Raw genomic sequence first — 15,844 nt, forward strand, 5'->3', positions numbered from 1 at the left:
GAGACCGATGCTAGGGAAGATGAGAATCGCTATCATTTGAAAACGTATGCGCGCCGGAGCATTTCCTATGCGAAGCGCGCATCCATTCCTCTCCCATGACCTCCCGCATCCCTTCCTCGCTTGCCTTGCCCCAGCCCTGTGCGCCGGGCTGGACGCGGCATGCCCTGCCCGCCGAGCTGGGCGACTGCCATGCGGAGCGCTTCACGCTGGGCGACGGCATCGTGCTGGCGCGCTCGCACTACTGCCCGCTGCGCGACCTGGTGGAGGACAGCGTGCAGGCCGATGCCTCGGACCAGGGCCGCACCCTGGTCATCACGCTGGGGCTGGCCGGGCAATCGGGCTTTGTGGCGCGCACGGGCGCGGCGCTGCGCTTCGGCGCAGGGCAGACCACGCTGGCAGCCTTTCGCGGCAGCCAGGGCGAGCGCCGCTATGCGGCCGGCCAGACCGTGCGCCAGCTGCGCCTGCTGCTGTCGGGCGCGGCGCTGGACCGCTATCTGGGGCCTGAACTCTCGCAGCGCCTGACCCAGGTGGACGGCGCGGCCGGCGTGCGGCCCTTGGACCACCGTGCCAGCCTGCCGGCCAGCCTGGCGCTGGCGCGGCGCCTGGCCCAGCCGCCCGGGCACCAGCCCACCGATGCGCTGGACCGCCACATCGCCATGCTGAGCCTGGCCGCGCTGGAGCTGCGGCATCTCGCGCCTGCGCCGCAGCCGGCCAGGGCGGCACCGCGCTGGTCGGCCGACGAACTGGCCCGGCTGGAGCAGGCGCGCGAACTGCTGTCCACCCAGATGGACCGCGCGCTGACCCTGGCCTACCTGAGCGCCGCCGTGGGCCTGGGCGAGCACCGGCTCAAGCAGGGCTTTCGCGCCGTCTTCGGCACCACGCCCCAGGCCCTGCTGCTGGAGCTGCGCATGCGCCGCGCCTGGGCGCTGCTGGAGACCGGCTGCCAGGTCGCCCAGGCCGGCTGGCAGGTGGGCTATGCCCATCCGTCGAACTTCAGTGCGGCATTTGCGCGGTTCTACGGGCGCAGCCCGAAGTCCGTTTTTGGCCGCCGCTCCTGATCTGCGTCAAGCCTTTTTGTCCCCGATAGTTCTTTGGAACTAGGCCCGCCTGCGCGCTCCTAGTTCTTCCGCCTTGTCCGAGCGTACGGCTGGCGGATGTGCGGCGCGGCCCTCGCGCGGGACCATGGATGCCATAGCCCCCACGAGGAAAACAAAATGGCAAACACAGCGCCCACCGCACAGGGCGACCCCCGCAAGAGCACCAGCACAGGCACACGCCACGACCGCCAGGCCTGGTCGGTCCTGGCCGTCAGCACCCTGGCCTTCACGGTCTGCTTCATGGTCTGGATGATGTTCGGCATCATCGGCATCCCCATCAAGAAGATGCTGGATCTGAACGCCACGCAGTTCGGCCTGCTCACGGCCATGCCCGTGCTCACGGGCTCGCTGGTGCGCGTGCCGCTGGGCATCTGGACCGACCGCTTCGGCGGGCGCATCGTGATGGCGGTGCTGATGGCCGTCACCGTGCCCGCGATCTGGGTGATGGGCTATGCCACCGAGTACTGGCACTTCCTGACCATCGGCCTGTTCGTGGGCCTGGCGGGCGGCTCGTTCTCGGTGGGCACGCCCTATGTGGCGCGCTGGTTTCCCAAGGAGCGCCAGGGCATGGCCATGGGCATCTACGGCGCGGGCAACTCGGGCGCGGCGGTCAACAAGTTCGTGGCGCCGGTGATCCTGGTGGCCTTCGGCTGGGCCGCCGTGCCGCATGCCTATGCGGCCATCATGCTGGGCGCGCTGGTGCTGTTCTGGCTGTTCAGCCACAGCGACCCGGCCCACCTGGTGCCCAGCAATGTGCGCTTCAGCGACCAGTTGAAGGCGCTCAAGGACCCGCGCGTGCTCAAGTACTGCCAGTACTACAGCATCGTCTTCGGCGGCTATGTGGCGCTGAGCCTGTGGATGGTGCAGTACTACGTGGGCGAGTACGGCCTGGACATCCGCGTGGCGGCGCTGCTGGCGGCCTGCTTTTCTCTGCCGGGCGGCGTGCTGCGCGCCATCGGCGGCTGGCTGTCGGACAAGTACGGCGCGCACAGCGTGACCTGGTGGGTGCTGTGGGTGTGCTGGATCTGCCTGTTCCTGCTGTCCTATCCGCAGACGGATTTCACGGTGCTCACCACCGAGGGCAGCACCCGCTTTCACCTGGGCCTGAACGTCTATGCCTTCACCGCGCTGATGTTCGTGCTGGGCATTGCCATGGCCTTCGGCAAGGCCAGCGTCTTCAAGTACATCAGCGACGACTACCCCGGAAACATCGGCGCCATCAGCGGCATCGTGGGCCTGGCCGGCGGCATGGGCGGCTTCATCCTGCCCATCCTGTTCGGCGTGCTGCTGGACTGGACGGGCATCCGCTCCAGCGCCTTCATGCTGCTGTACGGCGTGGTCTGGGTGTCGCTGATCTGGATGTATTTCACCGAGGTGCGCCGCACCGACGTGCTCAACAGCCACGGCGGCCACAGCGATGTGCAGCCGGCCGCGCGCTGAACCGCAGGAGTTGCACATGCATGCGAACATCAAGACCGCCGCAAAGGCATCCGCGCGCAGCCGCCCCGGCAGCGTGCTGACCCTCTGGCGCCCCGAGGACAGGCAGTTCTGGGAGCGCGAGGGCGAGGCCATCGCCAGGATCAACCTCTGGATCTCGGTGCCCGCCCTGTTCCTGGCCTTTGCCATCTGGCAGGTCTGGAGCGTGGTGGCCGTGAACCTGCCCGCGCTGGGCTTCACCTACTCCACCAACCAGCTGTTCTGGCTGGCGGCCGCGCCCGCGCTGTCGGGCGCCACGCTGCGCATCTTCTATTCCTTCATGGTGCCGCTGATGGGCGGGCGCCGCTGGACGGCGCTGTCCACGGCCTCGCTGCTGATCCCGGCCATCGGCATCGGCTACGCCGTGCAGGACGCCAGCACCGGCTATCCGACCATGCTGATCCTGGCCCTGCTGTGCGGCCTGGGCGGGGGCAACTTCAGCTCCAGCATGGCCAACATCAGCTTCTTCTTTCCCAAGGAGCGCAAGGGCTCGGCCCTGGGCGTGAACGCGGGCCTGGGCAACCTGGGCGTGTCGGTGGTGCAGTTCCTGAGCCCGCTGGTGATCACGGCCGGCATCTTCGGCGTCTTCGGCGGCGATGCGCAGACCATCACCAAGGCCGGCGAGACCACCCGGGTCTGGGCGCAGAACGCGGCCTTCATCTGGGTGCCGTGGATCGCCATCGCCTCGCTGGCCGCCTGGTTCGGCATGAACGACATCGCCGACGCCAAGGCCAGCTTCGCGGCCCAGGCCGCCATCTTCCGGCGCAAGCACAACTGGGTGATGTGCCTGCTGTACCTGGGCACCTTCGGCTCGTTCATCGGCTTTGCCGCCGGCTTTCCGCTGCTGATCAAGAGCCAGTTCCCGGCGGTCAACCCACTGGCCTATGCCTGGCTGGGTCCGCTGCTGGGCGCGCTGTCGCGGCCTTTTGGCGGCTGGCTGGCCGACAAGGCGGGCGGCGCGCGCGTGACGTTCTGGAACTTCCTCGTCATGGCCGTGGCCGTGGTGGGCGTGCTGTATTTCCTGCCCAAGGGCAGCGGCGGCTACGCGCTGGGCTTCGGCCCTGCCGAGGGCAGCTTCATGGGCTTCTTCCTGATGTTCCTCGTGCTGTTCCTGACCACGGGCATCGGCAACGGATCGACCTTCAGCATGATCCCGGCGATTTTCCTGGCGCTCAAGCAGCGCGAGCTCGGCGCCCATCCCAGCGAGCAAGCGCAGGCCCATGCCCTCAAGGAGGGCAATACCGAAGGCGCGGCCGCCCTGGGCTTTGCGGGCGCGCTGGGAGCCTACGGCGGCTTCTTCATCCCCAAGAGCTACGGCAGCTCCATCGCCGCCACGGGCGGGCCCGAGCTGGCGCTGTGGGTGTTTGCCGCCTTCTATGTGCTGTGCGTGGGCGTGACCTGGTGGTACTACGCGCGCAGGAACGCCGAGATGCCCTGCTGAGCCCCGGGCCGCAGACCGCACCGCAACGAACAACAAGGAGTCCCGCGATGAGCCATTTTCTGGACAAGCTTTCCTACTTCTCCCTGCCCCGGCAGGAATTCTCCAACGGCCATGGCCAGGTGACGGGCGAGGACCGCACCTGGGAAGACGCCTACCGCGACCGCTGGGCGCATGACAAGGTGGTGCGCTCCACGCACGGCGTGAACTGCACGGGCTCGTGCTCGTGGAAGATCTACGTCAAGGGCGGCATCGTGACCTGGGAGACCCAGCAGACCGACTACCCGCGCACGCGCGCCGACCTGCCCAACCACGAGCCGCGCGGCTGCGCGCGCGGCGCCAGCTACAGCTGGTACCTGTACAGCGCCAACCGCGTCAAATACCCCATGGTGCGCGGCCGGCTGCTCAAGCACTGGCGTGCCGCCCTGGCCGTGGCCAGGAGCCCGGTCGATGCCTGGGCCGCCATCGTCGAGAACGAGGATGCGCGCAGCGAGTGGCAAAAGCAGCGCGGCCTGGGCGGCTTCGTGCGCAGCAGCTGGGACGAGGTCAACCGCATGATCGCGGCGGCCAACGTCTACACCATCAAGAAGCACGGGCCGGACCGCATCATCGGCTTCTCGCCGATTCCGGCCATGTCCATGATCTCGTATGCCGCAGGCAGCCGCTACCTGAGCCTGATCGGCGGCGTGTGCATGAGCTTCTACGACTGGTACTGCGACCTGCCGCCGGCCAGCCCCCAGACCTGGGGCGAGCAGACCGACGTGCCGGAGAGCGCCGACTGGTACAACTCCAACTTCATCATCGCCTGGGGCTCCAACGTGCCCCAGACGCGCACCCCCGACGCCCACTTCTTCACCGAGGTCCGCTACAAGGGCGCCAAGGTCGTGGCCGTCACGCCCGACTACTCCGAGGTCGCCAAGCTGGCCGACCTGTGGATGCACCCCAAGCAGGGCACGGATGCCGCCGTGGCCATGGCCATGGGCCACGTCATCCTCAAGGAGTTCTACTTCGGCGAGCGCGGCCGCCCGGCCTATTTCGAGGACTATGCGCGCCGCTACACCGACCTGCCGCTGCTGATCCGCCTCAAGCGCCAGCAACTGCCCGATGGCCGCACGGCCCTGGTGCCTGAGCGCTATGTGCGCGCCAGCGACTTCGACGGCCACCTGGGCCAGGACAGCAACCCCGAGTGGAAGACCGTGGCCTACGGCGAGGACGGCGGCGTGGCCCTGCCCAATGGCTCCATCGGCTTTCGCTGGGGCGAGGCCGGCCGTGCCGACGAGGGCCTGTGGAACCTCGAATCCAAGGAGGCGCGCACGGGCAACGACGTGCAGCTCAAGCTCTCGGTGCTGGACGGCCAGGGCGTGGACAGTGAAGTGGCCGACGTGGCCTTCCCCTACTTCGGCGGCCTGCAGTCGCCGGGCTTCGACGCCAACGAGCAGGGCACGGATGTGCTGCTGCGCCGCGTGCCCGTCTCGCGCATGGTGCTGGACGGCGAGGAGGCCATCGTGGCCACCGTGTTCGACCTGCTGGCGGGCAACTACGGCATCCACCGTGGCCTGGAAGGCGAGGGCGCTGATGGCGGCTATGACGCCGATGCGCCCTACACCCCGGCCTGGCAGGAAAAGATCACCGGCGTGCCGCGTGACCAGGTGATCGCCATTGCGCGCCAGTTCGCCGACAACGCCGAGAAGACGCGCGGCAAGTCCATGGTCATCATCGGCGCGGCCATGAACCACTGGTACCACTGCGACATGAACTACCGCGGCATCATCAACATGCTGATGCTGTGCGGCTGCATAGGCCAGAGCGGCGGCGGCTGGGCGCACTACGTGGGCCAGGAAAAGCTGCGCCCGCAGACCGGCTGGACCGCGCTGGCCTTTGCGCTGGACTGGCTGCGCCCGCCGCGCCAGATGAACTCCACCAGCTTCTTCTACGCCCACACCGACCAGTGGCGCTACGAGAAGCTGGGCGTGGAAGAGGTGCTGTCCCCGCTGGCCGACCGCAGCCAGTACGGCGGCGCCATGATCGACTACAACGTGCGCGCCGAGCGCATGGGCTGGCTGCCCAGCGCCCCGCAGCTGCAGGCCAACCCGCTGCAGCTGGTGCGCGACGCCCAGGCCCAGGGCCTGGACGTGAAGGACCACGTGGTGCAGTCCCTGCAGGACGGCTCGCTGTCCATGAGCTGCGAGGACCCCGACCACCCGGCCAACTGGCCGCGCAACATGTTCGTGTGGCGCTCCAACATCCTGGGCAGCTCGGGCAAGGGCCATGAGTACTTCCTCAAGCACCTGCTGGGCACCACCCATGGCGTGCAAGGAAAAGACCTTGGAGAACAAGACCCCCCCGATGCGCTGCGCGCCTCCCCCCAGGGGGCGGCCGGCTTGGGGCGGCCCGGCGCCGGCCATTCGGCCAAGCCGCAGGAAGTGCGCTGGCACGACAAGGCGCCCGAAGGCAAGCTGGACCTGCTGGTCACGCTGGACTTCCGCATGAGCACCACCTGCCTGTACTCGGACATCGTCCTGCCCACGGCCACCTGGTATGAGAAGAACGACCTCAACACCAGCGACATGCACCCCTTCATCCACCCGCTGTCGGCGGCCGTGGACCCGGCCTGGCAGGCCAGGAGCGACTGGGAGATCTACAAGGGCTTCGCCAAGTCCTTCAGCGAGGTCTGCGTGGGCCACCTGGGCGTGGAAAAGGACGTGGTGCTCACGCCGCTGATGCACGACACCCCCGCCGAGCTGGCCCAGCCCGATGGCGTGCGCGACTGGAAGAAGGGCGAGTGCGCCCTGATCCCCGGCAAGACCGCGCCGCAGATTGCGGTGGTCGAGCGCGACTATCCCAACCTCTACAAGCGCTTCACGGCCCTGGGCCCGCTGATGGACAGGCTGGGCAACGGCGGCAAGGGCATCGGCTGGAACACCGAGACCGAGGTGGAGCAGCTGGGCGAGCTCAACGGCCTGGTGCGCGAGGAAGGCGTGAGCCAGGGCCGCCCGCGCATCGTCACCGACATCGACGCCACCGAGGTGGTGATGATGCTGGCGCCCGAGACCAACGGCCACGTGGCCGTCAAGGCCTGGGAGGCGCTGTCGAAGCAGACGGGGCGCGAGCACGCCCACCTGGCCCTGCACCGCGAGGACGAGAAGATCCGCTTTCGCGACATCCAGGCCCAGCCGCGCAAGATCATCAGCTCGCCCACCTGGTCGGGCCTGGAAAGCGAGAAGGTCAGCTACAACGCCTCCTACACCAACGTGCATGAGCTGATCCCATGGCGCACCCTCACCGGCCGCCAGCAGTTCTACCAGGACCATCCGTGGATGCGCGACTTCGGCGAAGGCTTCGTCAGCTACCGCCCGCCCGTGCACATGAAGGCGCTGCAGGAAGTGCAGGGCCAAAAGCCCAACGGCCACCCCGAGATCGCGCTGAACTTCATCACGCCGCACCAGAAGTGGGGCATCCACTCCACCTATGGCGACAACCTGATGATGCTCACGCTGGCGCGTGGCGGCCCCATCGTCTGGCTCAGCGAGGACGACGCCAAGAGCGCCGGCATCGCCGACAACGACTGGGTGGAGCTGTACAACGCCAACGGCGCCATCGCGGCGCGGGCCGTGGTCAGCCAGCGCGTCAAGCCGGGCATGGTGATGATGTACCACGCGCAGGAGAAGACCATCAACACGCCTGGCTCGGAGATCACCGGCACGCGCGGCGGCATCCACAACTCGGTCACGCGCATCGTGCTCAAGCCCACCCACATGATCGGCGGCTACGCGCAGTACAGCTACGGCTTCAACTACTACGGAACCATCGGCACCAACCGCGACGAGTTCGTCCTGGTGCGCAAGATGCGCCGCATAGATTGGCTGGATGAAGAGGTGAACACCCCCTGAGTCGCTACGCGCCTTCCCCCTCTCTCGCTACGCGGGAGGGGGACGACAGCCTCGCTGCGGGGCGGCCCTTGCTTGCTGTCCCCGATATAGGACAGCTACTCCGCAAAGCCTGCGGTTTCAAGGCGCCACGCGCACCCCTCGAAGAAAACGTGCACACACGTTGAAAGGACAAACACGATGAAAATCCGCGCACAGATCGGCATGGTGCTGAACCTGGACAAGTGCATCGGCTGCCACACCTGCTCCGTCACCTGCAAGAACGTCTGGACCAGCCGCCCCGGCGTCGAATACGCCTGGTTCAACAACGTCGAGACCAAGCCCGGCATCGGCTACCCGCGCGAGTGGGAAAACCAGGCCAAGTGGAACGGCGGCTGGATGCGCCGCACGGACGGCTCCATCGCGCCCCGCCAGGGCGGCAAGTGGAGCCTGTTGATGCGCATCTTCGCCAACCCCAACCTGCCCCAGATCGACGACTACTACGAACCCTTCACCTACGACTACGAGCACCTGCAGTCGGCCAGGGAAAGCAAGGCCGCGCCCACGGCGCGCGCGCGCAGCCTGATCTCGGGCCAGCGCATGGAGAAGATCGAATGGGGTCCGAACTGGGAGGAAATCCTGGGCGGCGAATTCAGCAAGCGCAGCCATGACGTGAACTTCGAGCAGATCCAGAAGGACATCTACGGCCAGTTCGAGAACACCTTCATGATGTACCTGCCGCGCCTGTGCGAGCACTGCCTGAACCCGGCCTGCGTGGCGTCCTGCCCCTCGGGCTCGATCTACAAGCGCGAGGAGGACGGTATCGTCCTCATCGACCAGGACAAGTGCCGCGGCTGGCGCATGTGCGTCTCCGGCTGCCCCTACAAGAAGATCTACTACAACTGGCAAAGCGGCAAGGCCGAAAAATGCATCTTCTGCTACCCGCGCATCGAGGCCGGCCAGCCCACCGTCTGCTCCGAGACCTGCGTGGGCCGCATCCGCTACCTGGGCGTGCTGCTGTACGACGCCGACCGCATCGAGGAAGCGGCCAGCGTGGAGCGCGACCGCGACCTCTACCAGGCGCAGCTGGACATCTTCCTGGACCCCAATGATCCCGAGGTCATCCGCCAGGCCCGCATCGACGGCATCCCCGACGCCTGGATCGAGGCCGCCCAGTCCAGCCCCGTCTACAAGATGGCCGTGGACTGGAAGGTGGCCCTGCCGCTGCACCCCGAGTACCGCACCCTGCCCATGGTCTGGTATGTGCCGCCGCTGTCGCCCATCACCTCGGCGGCGAACGCCGGGCATCTCGACAGTGTCGGCCGCAGCCCCATCAATGGCGACCTGCCCGATGTCTCGCAGCTGCGCATCCCCGTGCAGTACCTGGCCAACCTGCTCACCGCCGGCGACACCACGCCCGTGGTGCGCGCGCTGGAGCGCATGCTGGCCATGCGCGCGTACCAGCGCAGCAAGCACGTGGACCAGGAACGGAACCTGGCCGTGCTCCAGTACGCGGGACTGACGGTGCACGAGGTCGAGGACATGTACCAGACCATGGCGATCGCCAACTACGAGGACCGCTTCGTCATCCCCTCGGCCCACCGCGAATACGCCGAAAGCGCGTTCGATTTGCGCGGCGGCTGCGGCTTCTCGTTCGGCAACGGCTGCTCCGACGGCAACACCGACGCCAGCCTGTTCGGCGGCAAGAAGCCGCGCACCATCCCCATCCGCGCGCAAATGTGAGGACTGCCGCCATGTTCAATCACAACACCTCCACCCCCGTGCGCCTGACGCTGCGCGCGCTGGCCTGCCTCATCGGCTACCCGGGCGCCGAGCTGCGCGCCCTGCTGCCGGGCCTGATCGACGCCCTGCGCCTGGAGCAATCCGTGGCGCCCGCGCGGCTGCGCGAGTTGCAGCAGCTGGCCGAGCAGCTGCAGGCCATGGACCCCTTCGAGGCCGAGGCCCGCTACGTGGACACCTTCGACCGGGGCCACCAGACCTCGCTGCACCTGTTCGAGCATGTGCACGGCGACTCGGCCGACCGGGGCCCGGCGCTGATCGACCTGCAGCAGACCTACGAGCGCGCGGGCCTGGCCTTCGAGGCCGACGAACTGCCCGACCACCTGGCCGTGGTGCTGGAGTTCGCCTCCACCCAGCCGCCGGCCATCGCCCGTGAATTCCTGGGCGAGATGGCCCACATCCTCAACGCCCTGTTCACGGCGCTGGTGCGGCGCGACAGCCCCTACGCCAGCGTGATCGCGGCCGTGCTGGAGATCACCGGCCACCGGGCCGAGCGCGTGGAAATCCGCCCCGAGCCCGCCATGGACGAGGCCTGGGCCGAACCCGCCGCCTTCGACGGCTGCAGCAGCCAGGGCCAATCGCGCCCCGGCGCCGAGCAGCCTGTGCATTTCGTGCGCCGCACGGCGGCGCCCCAAGCCCAAGGACCCCGCCAATGGAGCCTGACATGACCCCCTCCTGGATAGACCACCTGCTCTTCGGCCTCTACCCCTACATCTGCCTGGCCGTGTTCTTCATCGGCAGCTGGCTGCGCTTCGACCGCGACCAGTACACCTGGAAGAGCGATTCATCGCAGCTGCTGCGCAGCGGCAGCCTGCGCTGGGGCAGCAACCTGTTCCACATCGGCGTGCTGTTCCTGTTCTTCGGCCACACCGTGGGCATGCTCACGCCGCACTTCGTCTACGAGCCCTTCATGGCCGCAGGCGCCAAGCAGCTGCTGGCCATGGTCAGCGGCGGCATCGCGGGCACGCTGGGCTTCATCGGCCTCACCATCTTGCTGCACCGCCGGCTGTCGGACGTGCGCATCCGCGCCAACTCCAGGTTCAGCGACATCGCCATCCTCTGGCTGCTGTGGCTGCAGCTGCTGCTGGGCCTGGCCACCATTCCGCTGTCGGCAAAGCACATGGACGGCTCCATGATGATGGCCCTGGCCGAATGGGCGCAGCGCATCGTCACCTTCCGTGGCGGCGCGGCCGAACTGCTGGCCGAGGCCGGCTGGGTGTTCAAGGCCCACATGTTCCTGGGCATGAGCATCTTCCTGGTCTTCCCCTTCACGCGCCTGGTCCACGTCTGGAGCGGCTTCGGCACCCTGGTCTACCTGCTGCGCCCCTACCAGCTGGTGCGCTCGCGCCGCCTGGGCCTGCCCGCATCGTCGGCACGCCGTGACGCCAAGCCCGGCCATTGAGGAGAGCGACATGGAACATGGATGCAACGGATCGGGCGGCGGCCACTGCGGCTGCGCGTTTCCCACCCCTTCTTCTTCTTCTTCTTCTTCTTCTGCCCCGATGGGGGATCTCCCGGCGATTCCCGAAGTGCCGGCCTTCCAGCCCGTGGGCGAGGCCGGTGCCGAGGTGGCCCGCATCAACGCCACGCCGCTGCACGCACCCGGACAGCGCCCGCCCGAGCGCGAACTGCGCCAGCGCGCCTGCACCGAGCTGCTGCGCCAGGCGGCCCAGCGCGAAGGCCTGCTGGGCGCCGATGATGCGGCCGGCGACGACGGCGTCATCAGCGAGCGCGCCTCCCAGGCCATAGAGCAGCTGCTGGAGCAATCGCTGCACCTGCCCGAGCCCGGCGAGGACGCCTGCCGCCGCCACTTCGATGCCAACCCCGCGCGCTTCGCCCAGGGCGAGCGCGTGCGCCTGCGCCACGTGCTGTTTGCCGTCACGCCCGGCGTGGACGTGCGCGCCCTCACCCAGCGGGCCGAGGCCCTGCTGATCGAGCTGCGCTGCGCCGACGACGCCGGCCTGCGCTTTGCCGAGGCCGCACGCCAATGGTCCAACTGCCCCAGCGGCCAGCATGGCGGCGAACTGGGCTGGCTGGGCCGCAGCGATTGCGCGCCCGAATTCGCGCGCGATGTCTTTGCCTCCCAGGAAATCGGCGTGCTGCCGCGCCTGGTGCACAGCCGCTTCGGCCTGCACGTGGTCGAGGTCTGCGCGCGCGAGACGGGCGTTCTGCCCGACTGGCAGCAGGCGCGCCCGGCCGTCGCCCAGGCCCTGCACCAGCAGACCTGGGTGAGCGCGCTCCACCAGTACCTGCAGCTGCTGGCCGGCCAGTCCGAAGTGGTGGGCGTGCGCATCGCTGCGGCCGACTCGCCGCTGGTGCAATAGCCGGGCAAAGGCGCAGTGCCCATGCCCGACGACGAGCTGCTGCAGCGCCTGCGGCGCTTCCACGAGCACGCCTTCCCGCAGTACCGCGCGCAGTTCCGCACCCTGGTCGAAGAGGGCCAGCACCCGACCACGCTGTTCATCGGCTGCTCGGACTCGCGCCTCGTGCCCTACCTGCTTACGGGGGCGCCGCCGGGCGAGCTGTTCCTGGTGCGCAACGTAGGCGCCTTCGTGCCGCCGTACGACGGATCGCACGGCCACCACGGCACGGCGGCGGCCATCGAATTCGCCGTGCTCAACCTGCAGGTCAGCCGCATCGTGGTCTGCGGCCACAGCCACTGCGGAGCCATCAAGGCCCTGTATGGAGAAGTCTCGCCCGAGGCGCGCAACCTGCAGCGCTGGCTGGACCTGGGCCGCGAGGCCGTGCTGCCCGTGCAGGCCGGCCCCGAGGCGCTGCGCCGCACCGAGCAGCGCGCCGTCGTGCTGCAGCTCGAACGGCTGATGGACTATCCCATGGTGCGATCGCGGGTAGAGGCCGGGCAGCTCAGCCTGCACGGGTGGCACTATGTCATCGAAGACGGCGAAGTCCATGTCTTCGATGTCCAGACCGGCCGCTTTGTTGCGGCATCTCAAGCTCCGCACAGCGGCACCGGGCCGTACCCGCCCTACGTGGAGCATGATGGACAAGTGCTTGTCGACTGAGGCCCGAGCAAGTGCCAGGGACGGCGGCAGGCAAGTCAACACGGGAGCCATGCCAATGCATCGCGAAAACCTGGGCCGCGCGCAGGACGCGGCGGATCTGCAGCCCATCAGCCTCGATGTGCTGCGCGAGAAATACCTCAAGGACGGCGAGACCGGCGTGGGCGAGCTCTACGCCCGCGTGGCCCGCGCCCTGGCCTCGGTCGAGCCCGAGGCGCGCCGCGCCGAATGCGAGGCCCTGTTCCTGGCCAACCTGCAGGCCGGCGCCATAGGCGCGGGGCGCATCATGAGCGCGGCCGGCACCGACTTGCAGGCCACGCTGATCAACTGCTTCGTGCAGCCCGTGGGCGACTGCATCCAGGGCGTGGACGAAGGCGGCTACCCCGGCATCTACGAAGCCCTGCGCGAAGCCGCCGAAACCATGCGCCGCGGCGGCGGCGTGGGCTACGACTTCTCGCGCATCCGCCCCCGTGGCGCCGAGGTGCGCGCCACCGCCTCGCTGGCCTCGGGCCCGTGCAGCTACATCAACGTCTTCGACCAGTCCTGCGCCACCGTGGAAAGCGCGGGCGCGCGGCGCGGCGCCCAGATGGGCGTGCTGCGCATCGACCACCCCGACGTGCTCGAATTCATCACCGCCAAGCGCACGCCGGGCCGCTGGAACAACTTCAACGTCTCGGTCGGCGTCAGCGACGCCTTCATGCAGGCCGTGGCCGAAGACCAGCCCTGGCACCTGGTGCACCGCGCCCGCCCCGGCACCGCCCTGCTGGAGCAGGGTGCCCACCAGCGCGCCGACGGCCAGTGGGTCTACCAGACCCTGCCCGCCCGCACGCTGTGGGACACCATCATGCGCTCGGCCTACGACTTCGCCGAGCCCGGCATCCTCTTCCTGGACCACATCAACGACGACAACAACCTGCGCTACTGCGAGGAGATCGCGGCGACGAATCCTTGCGGTGAAGAACCCTTGCCGCCCTACGGCTGCTGCGACCTCGGCCCCGTCATCCTCACGCGCTTCGTGCGCCATCCGTTCGGCTTCGCGGGCGAGCCTGTGTTCGACTTCGAGGCCTTCGAGCGCGCCGTGGCCGTGCAGGTGCGTGCGCTGGACAACGTGCTGGAGCTGACCTGGTGGCCGCTGCCGCAGCAGCGCGAGGAAAGCGAGGCCAAGCGGCGCATCGGCGTGGGCTTCACCGGCATGGGCAATGCGCTGGCCATGCTGCGCCTGCGCTACGACACGCCCGAGGGCCGGGCCATGGCCGCGCGCATTGCCGAGCGCATGCGCGATGCGGCCTATGGCGCCTCGGTGGAGCTGGCGCGCGAGAAGGGGGCCTTCCCCAAGTTCGACGCCGATGGCTACCTGGCCGAAGGCACATTCGCCAGCCGCCTGCCCGATGCGCTGCGCCAGCGCATACGCACGCACGGCATACGCAACAGCCACCTGCTGTCCATCGCGCCCACGGGCACGGTCAGCCTGGCCTTTGCCGACAACGCCTCCAACGGCATAGAGCCGCCGTTCTCCTGGACCTACAAGCGCAAGAAACGCACGGCCGATGGTGGCAGCGCCGAGTACGCGGTCGAGGACCATGCCTGGCGCCTGTACCGCTCGCTGGGGGGCGACGTGCAGCAGCTGCCCGAGTACTTCGTCAGCGCGCTGCAGATGCCTGCGGCCGGCCACATCGCCATGATGCAGGCCGTGCAGCCCTTCGTGGACACGGCGATCTCCAAGACCGTCAACGTGGCGGCCGACTATCCCTACGAGGACTTCAAGGACCTGTACCGCCAGGCCTGGAAGGCCGGCCTCAAGGGCCTGGCCACCTACCGGCCCAACACCATCCTGGGCGCCGTGCTCGAGACCCATGCGCCCGAATCTGCTGAAAAGCCGGCCTCCCCCGCGCCGGCGGGAGCGGCGGCTTCCGCACCCGACCCGCTGCGCACCGTGATAGAAAGCCGCCCGCAGGGCGCGCTGGACGCCGTGGCCGAGAAGATCGAGTACTGGACCCAGCAAGGCCCCAAGCGCCTGTACCTGGTCGTCTCCTTCCTGCCCGTGGTCCTGCCCGATGGCCGCACGGTGGACCGCGCCATCGAATTCTTCATGCCCGTGGGCCAGAGCGGCGAATCCCAGCAATGGGTGACCTCCAGCATGCGCCTGCTGTCACTCGCCGCGCGCGGCGGCTTCCTGGAGCGCGCCCTCAGCGACATGCGCAAGGTGGCCTGGGACCGGGGCCCCGTGCGCCTGGGCACCCACCAGCGCGAAGACGGCACACGCGTGCCCATGTGGCACGACTCCGAGGTGGCCGCCATCGCCTATGCGGTGCAGAACATCCTGGCCCGGCGCGGCAGCGGCGCACCGCCCGCCCCATCGCCGCTGCCCGAGTCCGAAGCCCTGGCCACCGACCCCATGGTCATGGCCGGCCGCAAATGCGAGGAATGCGGCGCCCATGCCGTGATCCGCAAGGACGGCTGCGAGTACTGCACGGCCTGCGGCAACCTGGGGAGCTGTGGGTGAAAGTTACCGTGGCCCCGCGCCCGCAGGGCGATGCTGTGCCCGGCTGGCGCGCGCCCGGCACGGGCTTCGACCAGCCCTTCGAGATGCTCGAAGCCTGCCACGAGCGCGTGCTGCGCATGCTGGCGCTGCTGGACCGGCTGCGCGTGCATCTCCGGACCAAAGGTTGCGACGACAGCGCACGCCAGGCGGCGCGCGACATCCTGCGCTACTTCGACCAGGCGGCGCCGCTGCACCATGAGGACGAAGAGTTGCATGTCTTCCCGCCGCTGCTGGAGCAGGGCGATGCGCAGACCGTGGCCCTGGTGCAGCGCCTGCAGCGCGAGCACGGCCTGATGAGCGCCGACTGGGCGCTGGCGCGCCAGCCGCTGCTGGACATGGCCGAGGACCGTTGCCAGGGCTTTGGCGCGGCTGACGAGGCGGTGTTCGAACGCTTCGCGGCCTGCTATGCCAGCCATGTCGAGAATGAAGAGCGGCTGGCCTACCCGCAGGCGCGCGGCATGCTGCCAGAGGCAGCGCAGGCGGCCATGGGCCGCGAGATGGCGGTGCGGCGGGGCGCGGACCTGTCACGGAGATAGCGCCGCCGGCAGCGCGCGGGAGCCGGCGCGGCGATACTCGCAGGCTTTGGACCTGCCCCGCCTCGCCTG

General features: G+C 68.7%; 11 protein-coding genes. All 11 read left to right on the forward strand.

Annotation, left to right across the window (positions count from 1 at the left end):
- Positions 1-95 precede the first annotated feature (95 nt).
- The 11 genes from ACF8NF_RS06640 to ACF8NF_RS06690 all read left to right on the forward strand — a co-directional run bounded on the left by ACF8NF_RS06640 (position 96) and on the right by ACF8NF_RS06690 (position 15,775).
- Positions 96-1,058, forward strand: a complete 963-nt coding sequence (locus tag ACF8NF_RS06640) for an AraC family transcriptional regulator (RefSeq protein ID WP_277849333.1) — start codon at positions 96-98, stop codon at positions 1,056-1,058.
- A gap of 156 nt (positions 1,059-1,214) precedes the next feature.
- Positions 1,215-2,537, forward strand: coding sequence for a nitrate/nitrite transporter (locus ACF8NF_RS06645; protein ID WP_012203038.1), 1,323 nt, complete (start codon positions 1,215-1,217; stop codon positions 2,535-2,537).
- 16 nt (positions 2,538-2,553) lie between these two features.
- Positions 2,554-4,014, forward strand: coding sequence for an MFS transporter (locus ACF8NF_RS06650; RefSeq protein WP_203400046.1), 1,461 nt, complete (start codon positions 2,554-2,556; stop codon positions 4,012-4,014).
- A 47-nt stretch (positions 4,015-4,061) separates the two neighbouring features.
- Positions 4,062-7,901, forward strand: a complete 3,840-nt coding sequence (locus ACF8NF_RS06655) for a nitrate reductase subunit alpha (RefSeq protein ID WP_392450294.1) — start codon at positions 4,062-4,064, stop codon at positions 7,899-7,901.
- Between the two features lie 177 nt (positions 7,902-8,078).
- Positions 8,079-9,620: a nitrate reductase subunit beta gene (gene narH / locus ACF8NF_RS06660; RefSeq protein WP_392450295.1), complete on the forward strand. Its 1,542-nt coding sequence runs from the start codon at positions 8,079-8,081 to the stop codon at positions 9,618-9,620.
- 11 nt (positions 9,621-9,631) lie between these two features.
- Complete coding sequence (narJ, locus tag ACF8NF_RS06665; RefSeq protein WP_016451953.1) at positions 9,632-10,345, forward strand: nitrate reductase molybdenum cofactor assembly chaperone; 714 nt, start codon at positions 9,632-9,634, stop codon at positions 10,343-10,345.
- The gene (narI, locus tag ACF8NF_RS06670) at positions 10,342-11,079 is read left to right on the forward strand and encodes a respiratory nitrate reductase subunit gamma (protein WP_071954236.1); all 738 of its coding nucleotides are present in this window, start codon (positions 10,342-10,344) and stop codon (positions 11,077-11,079) included. The genes narJ and narI overlap by 4 nt, the downstream gene beginning before the upstream one ends.
- A 100-nt stretch (positions 11,080-11,179) precedes the next feature.
- A complete protein-coding gene (locus ACF8NF_RS06675) occupies positions 11,180-12,001 on the forward strand; it encodes a peptidylprolyl isomerase (protein WP_392450401.1) in 822 nt (273 codons plus the stop codon).
- Between the two features lie 21 nt (positions 12,002-12,022).
- A complete protein-coding gene (locus ACF8NF_RS06680) occupies positions 12,023-12,700 on the forward strand; it encodes a carbonic anhydrase (RefSeq protein WP_016451950.1) in 678 nt (225 codons plus the stop codon).
- Between the two features lie 55 nt (positions 12,701-12,755).
- Positions 12,756-15,200: an adenosylcobalamin-dependent ribonucleoside-diphosphate reductase gene (locus ACF8NF_RS06685; protein ID WP_392450296.1), complete on the forward strand. Its 2,445-nt coding sequence runs from the start codon at positions 12,756-12,758 to the stop codon at positions 15,198-15,200.
- Positions 15,197-15,775, forward strand: coding sequence for a hemerythrin domain-containing protein (locus ACF8NF_RS06690; protein WP_392450297.1), 579 nt, complete (start codon positions 15,197-15,199; stop codon positions 15,773-15,775). Before ACF8NF_RS06685 ends, ACF8NF_RS06690 begins: the two co-directional genes overlap by 4 nt.
- Positions 15,776-15,844: the final 69 nt, after the last annotated feature.

The organism is Delftia sp. WSY_22 (assembly GCF_043104185.1).
GTDB lineage: Bacteria > Pseudomonadota > Gammaproteobacteria > Burkholderiales > Burkholderiaceae_C > Comamonas > Comamonas tsuruhatensis.

Excerpts from the sequence above, each read along its gene's own strand:
- ACF8NF_RS06645 (WP_012203038.1), top strand. The coding sequence starts at position 1,215 with ATGGCAAACACAGCGCCCACCGCACAGGGCGACCCCCGCAAGAGCACC.
- ACF8NF_RS06655 (WP_392450294.1), top strand. The coding sequence starts at position 4,062 with ATGAGCCATTTTCTGGACAAGCTTTCCTACTTCTCCCTGCCCCGGCAG.
- narJ (WP_016451953.1), top strand. The coding sequence starts at position 9,632 with ATGTTCAATCACAACACCTCCACCCCCGTGCGCCTGACGCTGCGCGCG.
- ACF8NF_RS06675 (WP_392450401.1), top strand. The coding sequence starts at position 11,180 with ATGGGGGATCTCCCGGCGATTCCCGAAGTGCCGGCCTTCCAGCCCGTG.
- narH (WP_392450295.1), top strand. The coding sequence starts at position 8,079 with ATGAAAATCCGCGCACAGATCGGCATGGTGCTGAACCTGGACAAGTGC.
- narI (WP_071954236.1), top strand. The coding sequence starts at position 10,342 with ATGACCCCCTCCTGGATAGACCACCTGCTCTTCGGCCTCTACCCCTAC.
- ACF8NF_RS06640 (WP_277849333.1), top strand. The coding sequence starts at position 96 with ATGACCTCCCGCATCCCTTCCTCGCTTGCCTTGCCCCAGCCCTGTGCG.
- ACF8NF_RS06650 (WP_203400046.1), top strand. The coding sequence starts at position 2,554 with ATGCATGCGAACATCAAGACCGCCGCAAAGGCATCCGCGCGCAGCCGC.
- ACF8NF_RS06685 (WP_392450296.1), top strand. The coding sequence starts at position 12,756 with ATGCATCGCGAAAACCTGGGCCGCGCGCAGGACGCGGCGGATCTGCAG.
- ACF8NF_RS06680 (WP_016451950.1), top strand. The coding sequence starts at position 12,023 with ATGCCCGACGACGAGCTGCTGCAGCGCCTGCGGCGCTTCCACGAGCAC.